Source organism: Agromyces capsici (assembly GCF_058349965.1).
The window spans coordinates 757,945-773,122 of record NZ_JBYRET010000001.1 but is presented as its reverse complement, the minus strand read 5'-3'; the positions used below and the strand labels follow the sequence as shown (position 1 = coordinate 773,122).

Sequence of the window (15,178 nt, the reverse complement as noted above, 5' to 3'; positions counted from 1 at the left end):
CGGACCTCGGGTCCGGGCCTCCGCCCCCGTTGCGCTGCCCGCGGGGTGTGAGGGTTGAGGAGGCCGCGGGCGGCCTCCTCAACCCTCACGGGCGCGGCGGTCAGGAACCGTCACGATCCGAGACGTGCTTGCGACTGACAACGCTCACGAGCAGCGTGTACCCGGCGAAGACCACGCCCGCGGTGAGCGCCGTCACGTACAAGGCCTCCTCGGCGGCAGGCCAGACGCCGGTGATGATCACGATCAGGCTGCCGGCGATGACGAGATGCAGCGGAAGCCCGACGACTGGGAAGAACCGGTCCACCGGTTCGAGGTCCTGACTGCGGTTGAAGGCTCGCAGATCGGCCGTGCTGTTCAAGCCGAAGACGGCGATCACCCACACGGTGAGCGCCGCGACGGCACACCACAGCCACAGCGGGTGTCCTTCCACGCCGTACCGTTCGACGGCGATCGGGATGAGAGCCAAGACCACCACCCAGACGCCGATGGCGAGCACCGACTTCAGGTAGACGACATCGTGCAGGTCGAGCCGCTCCGTGCTGCGCAGGCCGATCAGCGCCCCGAATCCGACGAAGATGCCGGCGATCTCGGCGAAGTGCACGAACAGCTCGGTATCCATGATCCCCCCGGTTGAGATTCTCGATCCGGCAGGGCGGGATCGCAACGAACGGGGCGGGTTACGAGACGGCCGCGAGCGGCCTCCTCTTCTCGAGGGTTGAGGAGCGAGCGAAGCGAGCGTCTCGAAACCCGGAACCCCGTACCCAGGGTTTCGAGACGGCCGCGAGCGGCCTCTTCAACCCTCACATGTTGATCATGTGACCGGCGAGGCCGTGGAACGCCTCCTGAAGCGCCTCCGACAGCGTCGGGTGGGTGTGCACGTTACGGGCGAGCTCGAGCGCGCCGAGGTCCCACTTCTGGGCGAGGGTGAGTTCGGGCAGGAGCTCCGAGACATCCGGGCCGATGAGGTGACCGCCGAGCAGCTCGAAGTGCGTCTTGTCGGCCACGAGCTTGACGAAGCCGACCGGATCGCCGAGGCCGTTGGCCTTGCCGTTCGCGCTGAACGGGAACTTCGCGACCACTACGTCGTGGCCCTCGTCGCGGGCCTGCTGCTCGGTCAGGCCGAAGCTCGCGACCTGTGGCGAGCAGAAGGTCGCGCGCGGCATCATCCGATAGTCGCCGAGCTCCATGGTCTCGGCGTCTCCGATCGTCTCGGCCGCGACGACGCCCATCGCCTCGGCCACGTGCGCGAGCATGAGCTTGGCGGTGACGTCGCCGATCGCGTAGATGTGCGGCACGTTGGTGCGCATCCGCTCGTCGATGGCGATCGCGCCGCGTTCAGTGAGCTGCACGCCCGTGTTCTCGAGCCCGAAGCCCTCGACGTTCGGGGCGAAGCCGACGGAGATGAGGGCCTTGTCGACCTCGAGCGATCCGGGCTGCCCGTCGGAGCCGGTGTAGGTCACGGTCACCGAGGATCCGTTGTCGACGACCGTCTCGACCTTCGTCGAAGCGAGGATCGGAATGCCGAGGTTCCGGTACTGCCGCGTGATCTCCTTCGAGACCTCGACGTCCTCGTTGGGGAGGGCCCGGTCGAGGAACTCGATGACCGTGACCTCGACGCCGTAGTTGCGCAGCACGTACGCGAACTCCATGCCGATGGCGCCGGCGCCGACGATCGCGATCGAGCGGGGCAGGTCGCGGGTGAGGATCTGCTCCTCGTAGGTGACGACGTTCCGCGAGAGCTGCACGCCGGGCAGGAGCCGCACCTGCGAGCCCGTCGCGATGATCGCGTTGCGGAACGTCACCGTCTCGACGCTGCCGTCGGCCTTCGTCACGTCGATCGTGTTCGCATCGCGGAAGCTTCCGCGGCCGTCGAACTCGGTGATGCCGTTCTTCTTCATCAGGAAGTGCACGCCCTTGACGTGCTTCTCCGACACCTGTCGGCTCCGGTCGAACGCGACGCCGAAGTCGAAGCGCACGTCGCCCGAGATGCCGAAGGTCGCGGCCTGGTCGTGGAAGATGTGGGCGAGCTCGGCATTGCGCAGCAGCGCCTTCGACGGGATGCAGCCCACGTTGAGGCACACACCGCCCCAGTACCTCTCCTCGATCACGGCCACCTTCAGGCCGAGTTGGGCGGCGCGGATGGCGGCCACGTACCCGCCCGGACCCGCGCCGAGGACGACGACATCGAACTGTTCGGTCATGGGGGTCAGCCTAGGCCGGACCGCGGCGCGCGGGCGGGTCGGGTTTCGAGACGGCCGCGGGCGGCCTCCTCAACCCTCAGGTGTGTGGCACCCTCCTGCCAAGGTTCGGCGGGTTCCGGACATCGCGTTCCGGAGGCCTCCCGGCCGGCAGAGCGCGGACGTACCGTGGGTCCGTGAGCACCCGCACCACCACCGCACAGGCCGCCGCCGCGGCATCCGTCGACCGGACCGCTGACAGCTCCGACGCGCCGGGCCGCCGTGGCGGAGTGCGCACCTGGGTGCAGTTCCTCAGCGCCGGGCTGGTGTGGGGCGCGAGCTTCCTGTTCATGGCGGTCGCCCTCACGGGGCTGTCGTTCACGCAGGTAGCGTGGGCGCGGGTGGTGCTGGGCGCGCTGACGCTCGGGGTCGTCGTGCTCGTCGCGCGCCCCCGGGTCGACGGCGGCCCGGTGCTGCCGCGCGAGCCGGTCGTCTGGCTGCACTTCCTGGTGATCGGCGTGACCGGGTGCGTGGTGCCGTTCCTGCTCTTCACGTGGGCGCAGCAGACGGTGACCTCGAGCCTCGCGTCGATCCTCAACGCGACGACGCCGATCATGACCGCGATCATCGCGACGCTCGCGTTCCGCGTCGAGAGGCTCGACGCGTCGCGCTGGCTCGGCGTGCTGATCGGCATCGTCGGCGTCGTGGTGATCATCGCGCCGTGGCAGGCCGCCTTCGGCGGCGACCTCGCCGGCCAGCTCGCGATCCTCGGTGCGACCGCGTGCTACGGCGTGATGTTCGGCTACACGCGCAAGTTCCTGAGCGGCCGGCCGATCGCGGCCACGACGTTCGCGTTCCTGCAGGTCGGCATGGGCGGCGCGGTCATGCTGCTGCTCACGCCGCTGCTCGCGATCGGGCCCGTGCGGCTGGACGTCGCGGTCGTCGTGTGCCTCGCCATCCTGGGCATCGCCGGCACGGGCCTGGCCTACGTGTGGAACATCGCCGTCATCCGGGACTGGGGCCCGACGAACGCGTCGACCGTGACGTACGTGACGCCCGTCGTCGGTGTCGTCCTCGGCGTCGCGATCCTGGGCGAGCCGCTCACGTGGAACGAGCCGCTCGGCGCGCTCGTCGTGATGGCCGGCATCCTGCTGGCGCAGGGCCGGGTCCGGATGCCGCGGCGCGCCGTCGCACGCACCTGATCGCGGCACGGCTCGCTGCGCCATCCGCTCGACCTGATCGCGCGCGCCGCGCGCCTCGCCGAGTGTTTCCGTCCGTCGCGAGTGCGCCCGTCGTAGGGGAGACGCTCGCGTCGAACGGAAACACTCGGCACGAGACGTCGGCTGCACACCGGTTGCGGAATACCCCAGTGGGGTATATGGTTCACATGAGTGATACCCCAGTGGGGTACTATCAAACCGAACCACATCCAGAGGGAGTCGAGATGAGCGAGCGCGAGTACCAGGTGACCGGCATGACCTGCGGCCACTGCGAGCTGTCGGTGCGCGAAGAGGTCGAGCAGCTCGGCGGCGTGACGGGCATCCAGGTGTCCGCCGCGGCCGGTCGGCTCACGATCACCGCCCCGGCCGACCTCGACGACGCCGGCGTGATCGCCGCGGTCGAGGAGGCCGGCTACAGCGCCGTGCGCGTCTGACCCCGGTCGACATGCACACGGCCGCCAAGCTGGGGCTGTTCGCGGCGGGTGCGGCGGCGGTCTTCGCCGTCGCGCTCGTCGCCGCCCCACTCGTCATCCCGGCCGACGCCTCGGCCGCATGGACCTCGAACGAGGAGCACCCGATGGACACCGCAGAATCCGGGCACGGCGGGCACGCCGGCGCCGCGACATCCGCTTCACCGACCGCAGCCGACGACGTGCGGGGCCTCTCGGTCTCGCACCGCGGCTACGCCCTCACCGCACTGACCGCCCCGGCGGCCGCGGGCGAGGCCGGCACGATCGCATTCACCCTCGTCGACGGTACGGGCGCGCCCGTGACCGAGTACGAGACCGCACACGACAAGCAGCTGCACCTGATCGTGGTGCGCACCGACGGTGCGCACTTCCGGCACGTGCACCCCGAGACCGACGGCCGGGGCACGTGGACCATCCCGTTCACGTTCGACGCCGCGGGCACCTACCGCGTGTTCGCCGATTTCGTGCCGAGCGCGCACGGCGAGACCGTCACCCTCACGAGCACGGTCGACGTCGCCGGCGACTTCATGCCCGAACCGCGCACCGCCGACGTGCTCGCGAGCACGGTCGGCGACCTCACCGTCGAGCTCGAGGGCTCGCTGGTCGCCGGCAGCGAGCGCGAGCTCGTGTTCACCGTGCTGCGCGACGGCGAGCCCGTCACCACGCTCGAGCCGTACCTCGGCGCGTACGGTCACCTCGTGGCGCTCCGCCAGGGCGACCTCGCGTACCTGCACGTGCACCCGATGGGCGAGCCCGGCGACGGCGTCACCGACGCCGGTCCCGAGATCTCGTTCATGGCGACCGCGCCCACCGCGGGTCGGTACCTGCTCTACCTCGACCTGCAGCTCGACGGCGTGGTGCGGTCGGTGCCGTTCGTCGTCACCGCGACGGCAACGGCGGCGGATGGCGCGAGCGCCGGGTCGCACGGCGACGGCGGGTCGCACGGGGCCACCGAGGGCGGCCACGGGGAGGACCACTGATGACGACCGACCTCGCGACGTCCGGTGCGGGCGCCGCGGCCGACGAGCGGATCGTCGAACTCGAGATCGGCGGCATGACCTGCGCGTCGTGCGCGATGCGCATCGAGAAGAAGCTGAACAAGCTCGACGGCGTCACCGCGACGGTGAACTACGCGACCGAGAAGGCGCGCGTGGCCGCGCCCGCGGGCGTCGACGCGGCGGAGCTGATCGCCGCGGTCGAGGCCGCCGGCTACCGGGCCGAGGTGCCCGCGCCGCCTGCACCGCCCGCTGCCCCGACCGGAGGGGCCGGCACGCACGCGGGCGCGGCCCCGGCCGCCGAGTCGCGCGCCGACGCCGAGCTGCGCTCGCTGCGCACCCGGCTCATCGCGTCGATCGTGCTCTCCGTGCCGGTCATCCTCATCTCGATGATCCCCGCGCTGCAGTTCACCTACTGGCAGTGGGCCTCGCTCGCCCTCGCCGCGCCGGTGGTCACATGGGCGGCATGGCCGTTCCACCGCGCGGCGCTCGTGAACCTGCGGCACGGCGCCGCGACCATGGACACGCTCGTCTCGCTCGGCGTGACCTCGGCATTCCTCTGGTCGCTGTACGCCCTGTTCCTCGGCACGGCGGGCGAGCCCGGCATGGTGCACCCGTTCGAGCTGACCGTCGCGCCGAGCGACGGCGCGTCGAACCTCTACCTCGAGGTCGCCGCGGGCGTGACCATGTTCGTGCTCCTCGGCCGGTACCTCGAGAAGCGCTCCAAGCGCGCCGCGGGTGCGGCGCTTCGCGCGCTGCTCGAACTCGGCGCGAAGGACGTCGCGGTGCTCCGCGCCGGCGTCGAGACCCGCATCCCGGTCGAGCAGCTCGCGGTGGGCGACGCGTTCGTCGTGCGTCCCGGTGAGAAGATCGCGACCGACGGCATCGTGGTCGAGGGGCGCAGCGCGATCGACGCGTCGCTCGTGACCGGCGAGTCGGTGCCGGTCGAGGTCGAGGCCGGCGACGCCGTCATCGGCGCCACGGTCAATGCGGGCGGACGCCTCGTGGTGCGCGCGACCCGCGTCGGCGCCGACACGCAGCTCGCCCAGATGGCGCGGCTCGTCGAGGACGCCCAGGCCGGCAAGGCGCAGGTGCAGCGGCTCGCCGACCGCGTCGCGGGCGTGTTCGTGCCCGTCGTGATCCTGATCGCGGTCGGCACGCTCGGCATGTGGCTCGGCGGCGGCTTCCCGCCGGCAGCCGCGTTCACGGCCGCCGTCGCGGTGCTCATCATCGCCTGCCCCTGCGCGCTCGGGCTCGCCACCCCCACGGCGCTGCTCGTCGGCACCGGTCGCGGTGCGCAGCTCGGCGTGCTCATCAAGGGCCCGGAGGTCCTGGAGTCCACGCGTCGCGTCGACACGATCGTGCTCGACAAGACCGGCACGGTCACCAGCGGGCGGATGTCGCTCGCCGGGGTCCACCCGGCCGACGGCGTCGACGAGTCCGAGCTGCTCCGCCTCGCGGGCGCGCTCGAGCACGCGTCCGAGCACCCGGTCGCGAAGGCGATCGCGGATGGCGCGGCCGCTCGCGTCGGCGCGCTCCCGACGTCCGAGTCGTTCGAGAACCGCCCCGGGCTCGGCGTGCACGGCGTCGTCGACGGGCACCTCGTGCTCGTGGGCCGGCCCGCGCTGCTCGCCGAGTGGGCGATCGAGCCCGACGCGAGAGTCGCGGCATCCGTCACCGCTGCCGAGGCCGAGGGCCGCACCGCGGTCGTCGTCGCGTGGGACGGCGCCGTGCGCGGCGCGCTCACCGTCGCCGACGCCGTGAAGCCCACGAGCGCCGATGCGGTCGCCCGCCTGCGGGGGCTCGGGCTCGAGCCGATCCTGCTCACGGGCGACAACGAGACCGTCGCGCGGCAGGTCGCCGCCGAGGTCGGCATCGACCGCGTGATCGCCGAGGTTCTGCCCGCCGACAAGGCCGCCGTGGTCGCGCGCCTGCAGGGCGAGGGACGGTCGGTGGCGATGGTCGGCGACGGCGTGAACGACGCCGCGGCACTCGCGCAGGCCGACCTCGGCATCGCGATGGGCACCGGCAGCGACGTCGCGATCGAGGCAGCCGACCTCACGCTCGTGCGCGGCGACCTGCTCGCGGCCGTCGACGCGATCCGGCTGTCGCGGCGCACGCTCGGCGTCATCCGGGGCAACCTGTTCTGGGCGTTCGCGTACAACGTCGCGGCGATCCCGCTGGCGGCGCTCGGCCTGCTGAACCCGATGCTCGCCGGGGCGGCGATGGCGTTCTCGAGCGTGTTCGTCGTCGGCAACAGCCTCCGACTCCGTGCCTTCCGTTCGGCGGTCGGGAGCGGCCGGGCCTGAGTGGCCGTAGGGTCGAAGCATGACCGCCGAGACCCCCGCCGCCCCGTTCGACGATCGCGACGCCGCGATGACGGAGCTGCTCGGCATCCGCTCGAGCATCGACAACATCGACGCGGCGCTGATCCACCTGCTCGCCGAGCGCTTCAAGTTCACCCAGCAGGTCGGGCGCCTCAAGGCGACGCACGGGCTGCCGCCGAGCGACCCCGATCGCGAGCGGCGCCAGATCGCCCGGCTGCGGGCGCTCGCGGAGGACGCGCACCTCGACCCGGCCTTCGCCGAGAAGTGGTTCAACTTCGTGGTGGCCGAGGTCATCCAGCACCACGAGGCGCTCGCCGACGGCAACGGCGCGGACGCCCCCGTCGGCACGGACCGCGCGTGAGCTGGTACCCGGTGCCGATCCCGTCGCAGGCGGGGCGCTCCGTGCTGGTCACGGGCGCGAACGCCGGGCTCGGGTTCTTCACCGCGGCACGGCTCGCCGGCGCGGGCGCGAACGTCACGTTGTCGGGTCGAAGCCGCGAACGGCTCGCCGCGGCCGTCGCCGCGATCAGGGAGCGGATGCCGCAGGCCGCCGTCGACACGCTCGTGATCGACACGTCCTCCCTCGACTCGGTGCACGCGGGCGTCGAGCACCTGCTCGATCGTGCGCCGCTCGACGCGATGGTGCTGAACGCCGGCATGGTCCACACGCCCGGCGCACGCCTGGAGAGCGTCGACGGGCACGAGCTCGTGCTCGCCACCAACGTGCTCGGGCACTTCGCACTGCTCGCGCGGCTCGTGCCGAACCTCGCCGCGGGCGCGCGGGTCGTGACGCTGGGCTCGCTGTCGACGCGGCTGTCGTCGTTCCGCGTCGACGACCTGGAGCAGCGTCGCTCCTATGATCCGTGGCGCGCGTACGCGCAGTCGAAGATCGCGGCGGCGTCGATCGCGTTCGAGCTCGACCGGCGGCTGCGCCGTGCGGCGGAGGATGGTGCGGAGGCCGTCGGCGCGGCATCCGCGACGCCCCGCGTGCACAGCCTCGTCGCCCACCCGGGTTATTCGATCTCGGGTCGCACCCCGCGCGTGCCCGGGGTGAGCGCGCCGCCGCGCATCGACCGGTTCGCCGACGCGCTCCAGGCGCCGTTCGCGCAGGGCAAGCACCGCGGCGCCGAGGTGATCGTGCACGCGGTCGCGGCCGACGACGTCGAGGGCGGGCAGTTCTGGGGTCCGAGATATGCCGTGAAGGGCGAGCCGCGACTCGCGACGCCGACGCGCACGTCGCGCGACCCGCGCGTCGGGGCGCGCGTGTGGGCGTTCGCTGAGGAGGCGACGGGCGTCCGATTCGACGCCGAGGCGGTCGGATCGTGATCCGCGGCGTGGTCGGGCGTTGGTGGTCGCAGCCGCGGACCCGGCTGCGGATCGCGCGCGTGCTCGTGATCGTCGGCGTCGTGCTCGGGGTGATCGGCATCTTCACGGCACGCTACGGGTTGCTGTTCGCGGGCATCATCATCGTCGGCCTGGCCGCGGGCCTCGGGCCGGCCCGCATACGGCGCCGCCCCGACGGGGAGTCCCGATGATCAGCCGCGAGCTGTCACTGCAGCTTCGCGACGCGGGGCTGGTGTGGCATCCGGACTCCGGCGACCGATTCCAGCTCGACCTGCCGAGCAACGTCGAGGCCGAGGTCGAGGCCGACACGTTCACGGTCAGCGACATGACGATCGAGACCCGCAAGTACCCCACGGGCACGATCCTCGCCTTCAACGGCACGACCGAGTGGGCGCTCGACTCCGTCGCGCTCGCCGACGCGGTGTGGCTGCCGCGCGAGGACCAGCTGCGGGAGCTGCTCCGCGCGACCTTCCGTGCCCTGCGCCGGCTGCCCGACGCATTCGAGGTCGAGATCGACCTCGCCGGTGAACCGCGTCGCTTCGAACACCCCGATGCGGCCGAGGCCTACGGGATGGCGCTGCTCGCGCTCATCGAACGCACCCGCTGAGCGCAGGCGACCGCCCGCGACATCCGTTCTGCACGGCGCCGCGGGCGATCGAACCCTCCGCTGCTCAGGCCGACTGGAGCGCCTTGGCCTTGAGCGTCTCGTACTCGGCCGCCGTGATGGCGCCGCTGTCGAGCAGTTTCTTGGCCGACTCGATCTCGCCCGCCGCCGATTGCTGCGTGCCCGCGACCGACCGGATGTACTCGCTCTGCTGGGCGTTCATCGCCTGCGCCCGTTCCATGTTGCGCTGGGTCATGCTCTTGCCCCGCGCGATCAGGTAGACGAAGGCCGCGAGGAACGGCAGGAACACGAGGAAGAGCACCCACAGCGCCTTCGCCCAGCCGTTCAGTTCCGGATCCCGGAAGATGTCGACGAACACCGTGATGAAGATCCAGATGCACGAGATGATCACGTAGAACCAGAAGAGCCAGACGAAGAAGTCCCAGATGGTGTTCACGGCGTTCCCCTTCTCTCGTGGGTGTGAGGGTCACTCCCGCGTGGCCCTGACGCTAGTGACGGGTCGCCGACGCCGCATGGGACTTAAGGCACGTCGCTTCCGAGCGCGCGCGCCGAATACGCTCGGGACATGGGTGGGGCGGATGCCGCGGCGGCGGTGGAACGGGCGCGTGAGGCCGTCGGTCGGGCCGTGCGGGCGCTCGCCGCGGCATCCGCTCGGACCGAGACGCTCGCCGAGTACGTGCCGGGGCGCCGGGTGATGGGGATCCCGCGCGCGCCTCGGATGCACATGATCGGGCCGGTCTGGCGGCTCGGAGTGCTGCTGCTCGATGCCCACGGGCGGCTGTACGCCACGGGACGGGTCATCCGGGCCGAGCGGGCGGTCCGCAAGAGCGTCACGGCGGAGGCCGTCGCGGAGCAGCGCGCCTACCGTGCTGCTGCGATCAAGGGCGGCCTGGCCGAGGGCGCGACCGTCGTGTTCGACGCCGAGCCGATCGAACTCGACGCCGGCGCGCTCGCCGCGGGCGCGACATCCGGCACCCTCGTGATGCGCGGCGACGAGGTGCTCGTACGGTGGAGCCCGACGCAACCCGACGCGCTCATCCCGTTCGAGTCGTACCTTGCCGAGCGCGTCGACCTGCTCGTGAACCCGCCGCAGGGCGCGTGAGCGGCGGCCTCAGCGTGCGCCGCGGCCGTCGTCGGCGTCGGTGCGCGAGGGGCGCTGCTCCTGCTCGGCGATCGACTCGATGACCGAGTCCTGCAGCCCGCGCTGCCCCGTGTGCAACTCCTGGTAGGTCTCGCCGGCGCCCATGATCGGACCGAACGCCGCCCGCATCCGCTGACCACGGGGCGCCCGGATCGCGCGTACCGTCATGCCCACCACGAGCGCCGCCGCGAAGAGCGCCGCGAGGATGCCGACCGCGACCTCCACGTCAGAACCCGAACGCCGTGATCGCGGGCAGGCCGCCGTCGCGCCATCCTTCGAGCGCGAACCGCTCGTGGTGCACGAGCCGCTCGGGCAGCGAGTCGAGCGGGAACCACTCGAGCGCGCTCGCCTTCTCCTCCTGCAGCGACGGGATGCCGCGCCACGACCGCGCGACGAAGAACACGTCGAGCCGCTGGTCGACCGGCAGGCCCGTGGGTGCCGTGCGGTGCATCGCGGTGATCGGCTCGAGGTCGGACTCGGCGACCTCGACGCCGAGTTCCTCGAGCAGCTCACGCACGGCGCCCGCCATGACCGTCTCGCCGAACTCGACGTGCCCGGCCGCGGAGGCCGCCCACCAGTCGTCGTAGTAGCCCGTGCCGGCGCGCATCTGCAGCAGCACTCGCTCGCCGTCGACGAGGAACACGTATGCGGCCGGAATGAGCGCGAAGGAGCCGTGCGCGGCGGCGTAGTCGGCGGGGTACGTGTGCCGCGGCTCGTCGTTCATCGCGCGCCGCCGGACCGGGTCAGTATCCGACGACCGGCCCGAACGCGTCGGCCAGCGGGGCGCGATTCACGCCGCGGAGCTCGTCGACCGACACCGTGAACGCGTCCTGCACCTCGAGCGCCTGCGACGCGGCATCCGTCACGCCGATGCGGCGCACGGCGTAGCCGCGACCCTCGCAGAGGCCGCGGAAGCGCACGTCGTCCTCGCGCGGCACCGTGACGATCACGCGACCGGTCGACTCGGAGAAGAGCGCCGTCGCGAGGTCGATGCCGGCGTCCTCGGTGACCTCGCCGAGGAACACGCGGGCGCCGACGCCGAAGCGGTTCACGGCCTCGGCGAGCGCGATCGCGAGGCCGCCGTCGCTGAGGTCGTGCGCCGAGTCGATGAGGCCCTCGAGCGCCGCCGCCTGCAGCAGCTCGGCGAGCTGCTTCTCGCGGGCGAGGTCGACGTACGGCGGGAGGCCGCCGAGGTGGCCGTGCACGACGCCGGCCCACGCCGAGCCGTCGAGCTCGGCGAACGTGTCGCCGAGGAGGTAGATGTTGTGGCCCTCGTCCTGCCAGCCCGACGGCACGCGGCGCGCGACGTCGTCGATCACGCCGAGCACCGCGACCACCGGGGTCGGGTGGATCGGCACGTCGCCGGTCTGGTTGTAGAAGCTGACGTTGCCGCCCGTGACGGGGATGCCCAGCTCGAGGCATCCGTCGGCCAGGCCCTCGACGGACTGCGCGAACTGCCACATGACCTCGGGGTTCTCGGGGGAGCCGAAGTTGAGGCAGTCGCTCACGCCCATGGGCTTCGCGCCCGTGACGGCGACGTTGCGGTACGCCTCGGCGAGGGCGAGCTGGGCACCGGCGCGCGGGTCGAGCTGCGAGTAACGGCCGTTCGCGTCGGTCGCGACCGAGACGCCGAGGCCCGACTCCTCGTCGACGCGGATCATGCCCGCGTCGTCGGGCGAGGAGAGCGCCGTGTTGCCGAGGACGTAGTGGTCGTACTGGTTCGTGATCCACGCGGCATCCGCCTGGTTCGCCGAACCCACGAGCTGCAGGAACTGCGCGCGCAGCTCGTCGCCCGTCTGCGGGCGGGCGAGGTCGGCGGCCGTGTCGGCCTGCAGCGCGTCGAGGTACGAGGGGTACCGGACGGGGCGCTCGTAGACCGGGCCGTCGACGGCGACGGTGCGCGGGTCGACGTTCACGATCTCCTCGCCGCGCCAGGTGATCGAGAGGCGGCCGGTGTCGGTGACCTCGCCGAGCACGGAGGTCTCGACATCCCACTTCTTCACGACCTCGAGGAAGCCCGCGAGCTTCTCGGGGCGCACGATGGCCATCATGCGCTCCTGGCTCTCGGACATCAGGATCTCTTCAGGCGTGAGCGTGGGGTCGCGCAGCAGCACGTCGTCGAGCACGATCGACATGCCGCCGTCGCCGTTCGACGCGAGCTCGGAGGTCGCGCACGAGATGCCCGCCGCCCCCAGGTCCTGGATGCCCTCGACGAGGTCGCCGGCGAACAGCTCGAGGCAGCACTCGATGAGCACCTTCTCGGCGAACGGGTCGCCGACCTGCACCGCGGGACGCTTGGTGGGGCCGCCCTCGGCGAACGTGTCGGACGCGAGGATCGATGCGCCGCCGATGCCGTCGCCGCCCGTGCGGGCGCCGAACAGCACGACCTTGTTGCCGGCGCCCTTCGCGTTGGCGAGGTGCAGGTCTTCGTGCCGGAGCACACCCACGGCGAGCGCGTTGACGAGCGGGTTCGCCTGGTACACCGGGTCGAACCAGGTCTCGCCGCCGATGTTCGGCAGGCCCAGGCAGTTGCCGTAGAAGCTGATGCCCGCGACGACGCCGTGCACCACGCGCGCCGTGTCGGGGTGGTCGATGGCGCCGAAGCGCAGGGCGTCCATGACGGCGACCGGGCGCGCGCCCATCGAGATGATGTCGCGCACGATGCCGCCGACGCCGGTCGCGGCGCCCTGGAACGGCTCGATGTAGCTCGGGTGGTTGTGCGACTCGATCTTGAAGGTGACCGCCCAGCCCTCGCCGATGTCGAGCACGCCGGCGTTCTCGCCCATGCCCACCATGAGGTGCTGCTTCATCTCGGGCGTGACCTTCTTGCCGAACTGGCGAAGGTAGATCTTCGACGACTTGTAGGAGCAGTGCTCGCTCCACATGACCGAGTACATCGCGAGCTCGGCGCTCGTGGGGCGCCGGCCGAGGATGTTGCGGATGCGCTCGTACTCGTCGGGCTTCAGGCCGAGCGCGCCGTACGGCTGCTCCTTCTCGGGGCTGGCGGCGGCGACCTCGACGGTGTCGAGCTTCGCGGTGCGGGGCGCCTCGATCATCTCGGCCGCGGCGGGGTCGCCCGGCCGTGCGGTGCTGGCAGCAGTGGGCGAGGTCTCAGTGGTCACGGGTGGCGAGCTCCAGAAGGTGGCGGCGAGCGGATGCCGCGGGGCGGATGCCGGACCCTGCGATTCTACCCGTCGCGCTCACGTGAGCACGGCGCTCGCATGCTCGGCGGTCGGAGCGGCGAGTGCTCGCGTGAGGCGGCAGGCTGGGGCGATGACTCCGACGCCTGGACTCGCCGACACCATCCGCCGCATCTTCGACGCCCGCGACCGCGCGGACATGCAGCCGACGATCGATGCGTTCCTCGCGCTGCTCGACGAGCACCCGGGCGACGCCGAGGTGCTCTACGAGGTCGGCGGGTCCTACGACACCGCCGGTGAGGAGCAGACGGCGCTCGGCTACTACGAGGCGGCGATGGCGGCCGGTCTTGCGGGCGAGTCGCTTCGCAAGTGCCTCATGCAGTACGGCAGCACGCTCCGGATCCTCGGCAGGTTCGACGAGTCGCTCGCCGCGCTCGAGCGTGCACGGGCCGGCTGGCCGGACTCGCCGTCGGTGCGCGCGTTCCACGCGCTGGCCCTGCACGCCGCGGGCCGCAGCAACGCCGCAGTGGGCGAACTGCTCGCCCTGGTCGCCGACGGGATCGCCGTGCCCGAAGTGCGCCGGTACGAGGCCGCACTGCGAGGCAACGCCGCGTACCTCGTCGGAATCGACGCCGAGCGCGTCGAGCGCGCCGAGCGCCACGCGTAGCCCGAGGGCAGCGGATGCCGCGGCGCCGGCCCTACTCGGCGCGGGAGAAGGCCGAGGCGCGCTCGACCTGGTCGCGCGTCAGCGCGACGCCCGTGTAGCGCTCGAACTGTCGCGCGGCCTGCAGCGCGATCACCTCGGCTCCCGTGATGACGGGCGTGCCCGACGCGCGCGCGGCCCGGATGAGCGGCGTCTCGGCGGGGAACGCCACCACGTCGACGACCGTCGAGGCGCGCTCGATGAACGACTCGTCGAAGGCCAGCGTCGCGGCATCCGCCCCCTGCATGCCCAGGGGGGTGACGTTGACGATGACGTCGAAGGATGGCTCGGGGTCCTCGCCCTCCCACGCGTAGCCGTACTTCTCCGCGAGCGCCGGCCCGGCCTCGGCGTTGCGGGCGAGCACGGTGAGGTCGTCGAATCCGGCGCCGCGGAACGCCGCGACGACCGCCTTCGCCATGCCGCCCGAGCCGCGCACCACTACGCGCTCCGCCGGGTCGAGGCCGTGCTCGGCGATGAGCTGGGCGACCGCCTCGTAGTCGGTGTTGGATGCCGAGAGCCGGCCGCCGTCGTTGACGATCGTGTTGACCGACTCGATGGCCGCGGCCGACTCCTCCATCACGTCGACGAGCGGGATGACCGCCTCCTTGAACGGCATCGACACCGAGCAGCCGCGGAAGCCGAGCGCGCGCATGCCCCGGATCGCGCCCTCGAGGTCGTCGGTCGTGAACGCCTTGTAGAGGAAGTTCAGGCCGAGCTCGTCGTAGAGGAAGTTGTGGAACCGCGTGCCGAGGTTCGACGGGCGACCCGAGAGCGAGATGCAGACCTGCATGTCCTTGTTGAGGATGGGCATGCGCCCATTCTCCCCGTGGCCCGCACCCGACTCACGCGAAAGGGCCCGACATCGGGCCCTTTCGCGTGAGTCGGTGACCTGATCGGTGCGCGGCGGGCGTGACGGGGCCGAACGCGCGGCCGACGACGCTGGGATTTGTTGTGAGAGCGCTCTCTCGAAGAACGGGCCGGTGAGCGGTTTCCCGCAGGCGGATGCCACGACCCGCCCTGGGCGCGTCGAGAACCG

At 71.8% G+C, this 15,178-nt stretch carries 17 protein-coding genes; 10 read left to right on the top strand and 7 right to left on the bottom strand.

Features of this window, described 5'->3' with window-relative positions:
* Positions 1 to 100: 100 nt before the first annotated feature.
* Together AC3RKB_RS03820 and lpdA are read right to left on the bottom strand one after the other, a co-directional pair.
* A complete protein-coding gene (locus AC3RKB_RS03820; RefSeq protein WP_491434649.1) occupies positions 101 to 619 on the bottom strand; it encodes a hypothetical protein in 519 nt (172 codons plus the stop codon).
* Positions 620 to 800: 181 nt separating this feature from the next.
* Positions 801 to 2,201: a dihydrolipoyl dehydrogenase gene (gene lpdA / locus AC3RKB_RS03815; RefSeq protein WP_491434648.1), complete on the bottom strand. Its 1,401-nt coding sequence runs from the start codon at positions 2,199 to 2,201 to the stop codon at positions 801 to 803.
* A 173-nt stretch (positions 2,202 to 2,374) separates the two neighbouring features.
* Between lpdA and AC3RKB_RS03810 the strand changes: the two genes are divergently transcribed.
* The 8 genes from AC3RKB_RS03810 to AC3RKB_RS03775 all read left to right on the top strand — a co-directional run bounded on the left by AC3RKB_RS03810 (position 2,375) and on the right by AC3RKB_RS03775 (position 9,140).
* On the top strand, positions 2,375 to 3,379 hold the full coding sequence (locus tag AC3RKB_RS03810; protein ID WP_491434647.1) for a DMT family transporter: 1,005 nt from the start codon (positions 2,375 to 2,377) through the stop codon (positions 3,377 to 3,379).
* Positions 3,380 to 3,621: 242 nt separating this feature from the next.
* Positions 3,622 to 3,831: a heavy-metal-associated domain-containing protein gene (locus tag AC3RKB_RS03805; protein ID WP_491434646.1), complete on the top strand. Its 210-nt coding sequence runs from the start codon at positions 3,622 to 3,624 to the stop codon at positions 3,829 to 3,831.
* 11 nt (positions 3,832 to 3,842) lie between these two features.
* The gene (locus tag AC3RKB_RS03800; RefSeq protein ID WP_491434645.1) at positions 3,843 to 4,847 is read left to right on the top strand and encodes a DUF8832 domain-containing protein; all 1,005 of its coding nucleotides are present in this window, start codon (positions 3,843 to 3,845) and stop codon (positions 4,845 to 4,847) included.
* A complete protein-coding gene (locus AC3RKB_RS03795) occupies positions 4,847 to 7,171 on the top strand; it encodes a heavy metal translocating P-type ATPase (protein WP_491434644.1) in 2,325 nt (774 codons plus the stop codon). Before AC3RKB_RS03800 ends, AC3RKB_RS03795 begins: the two co-directional genes overlap by 1 nt.
* A 19-nt stretch (positions 7,172 to 7,190) precedes the next feature.
* The gene (locus AC3RKB_RS03790; RefSeq protein WP_491434643.1) at positions 7,191 to 7,550 is read left to right on the top strand and encodes a chorismate mutase; all 360 of its coding nucleotides are present in this window, start codon (positions 7,191 to 7,193) and stop codon (positions 7,548 to 7,550) included.
* The gene (locus tag AC3RKB_RS03785; protein WP_491434642.1) at positions 7,547 to 8,515 is read left to right on the top strand and encodes an SDR family NAD(P)-dependent oxidoreductase; all 969 of its coding nucleotides are present in this window, start codon (positions 7,547 to 7,549) and stop codon (positions 8,513 to 8,515) included. Before AC3RKB_RS03790 ends, AC3RKB_RS03785 begins: the two co-directional genes overlap by 4 nt.
* Entirely contained in the window at positions 8,512 to 8,724 is a 213-nt protein-coding gene (locus tag AC3RKB_RS03780; RefSeq protein ID WP_491434641.1) for a hypothetical protein, read from the top strand. The genes AC3RKB_RS03785 and AC3RKB_RS03780 overlap by 4 nt, the downstream gene beginning before the upstream one ends.
* Positions 8,721 to 9,140 carry a pilus assembly protein CpaE gene (locus tag AC3RKB_RS03775; RefSeq protein ID WP_491434640.1) on the top strand — a complete coding sequence of 140 codons (420 nt, stop codon included), beginning with the start codon at positions 8,721 to 8,723 and terminating at the stop codon, positions 9,138 to 9,140. The genes AC3RKB_RS03780 and AC3RKB_RS03775 overlap by 4 nt, the downstream gene beginning before the upstream one ends.
* 64 nt (positions 9,141 to 9,204) lie before the next feature.
* Here AC3RKB_RS03775 and AC3RKB_RS03770 read toward each other — a convergent pair whose 3' ends face one another.
* Positions 9,205 to 9,594 (bottom strand): SHOCT domain-containing protein, encoded by a 390-nt coding sequence (locus AC3RKB_RS03770; protein WP_491434639.1) that lies wholly within the window; start codon positions 9,592 to 9,594, stop codon positions 9,205 to 9,207.
* Between the two features lie 129 nt (positions 9,595 to 9,723).
* Between AC3RKB_RS03770 and AC3RKB_RS03765 the strand changes: the two genes are divergently transcribed.
* On the top strand, positions 9,724 to 10,260 hold the full coding sequence (locus tag AC3RKB_RS03765; RefSeq protein ID WP_491434638.1) for a hypothetical protein: 537 nt from the start codon (positions 9,724 to 9,726) through the stop codon (positions 10,258 to 10,260).
* A gap of 9 nt (positions 10,261 to 10,269) precedes the next feature.
* On the opposite strand, the gene AC3RKB_RS03760 is transcribed toward AC3RKB_RS03765, so the two are convergent.
* From AC3RKB_RS03760 to purL, 3 genes are read right to left on the bottom strand one after another with little or no spacing between them, the layout of a single operon-like run.
* Entirely contained in the window at positions 10,270 to 10,524 is a 255-nt protein-coding gene (locus tag AC3RKB_RS03760) for a hypothetical protein (protein WP_491434637.1), read from the bottom strand.
* A gap of 1 nt (position 10,525) precedes the next feature.
* Complete coding sequence (locus tag AC3RKB_RS03755) at positions 10,526 to 11,023, bottom strand: NUDIX domain-containing protein (RefSeq protein WP_491434636.1); 498 nt, start codon at positions 11,021 to 11,023, stop codon at positions 10,526 to 10,528.
* Between the two features lie 19 nt (positions 11,024 to 11,042).
* Positions 11,043 to 13,355, bottom strand: a complete 2,313-nt coding sequence (purL, locus tag AC3RKB_RS03750) for a phosphoribosylformylglycinamidine synthase subunit PurL (protein ID WP_491436746.1) — start codon at positions 13,353 to 13,355, stop codon at positions 11,043 to 11,045.
* 217 nt (positions 13,356 to 13,572) lie between these two features.
* Here purL and AC3RKB_RS03745 point away from each other — a divergent pair, with 217 nt between their 5' ends.
* The gene (locus AC3RKB_RS03745) at positions 13,573 to 14,106 is read left to right on the top strand and encodes a tetratricopeptide repeat protein (RefSeq protein WP_491434635.1); all 534 of its coding nucleotides are present in this window, start codon (positions 13,573 to 13,575) and stop codon (positions 14,104 to 14,106) included.
* Between the two features lie 31 nt (positions 14,107 to 14,137).
* On the opposite strand, the gene AC3RKB_RS03740 is transcribed toward AC3RKB_RS03745, so the two are convergent.
* On the bottom strand, positions 14,138 to 14,953 hold the full coding sequence (locus AC3RKB_RS03740; protein ID WP_491434634.1) for a shikimate 5-dehydrogenase: 816 nt from the start codon (positions 14,951 to 14,953) through the stop codon (positions 14,138 to 14,140).
* Positions 14,954 to 15,178: the final 225 nt, after the last annotated feature.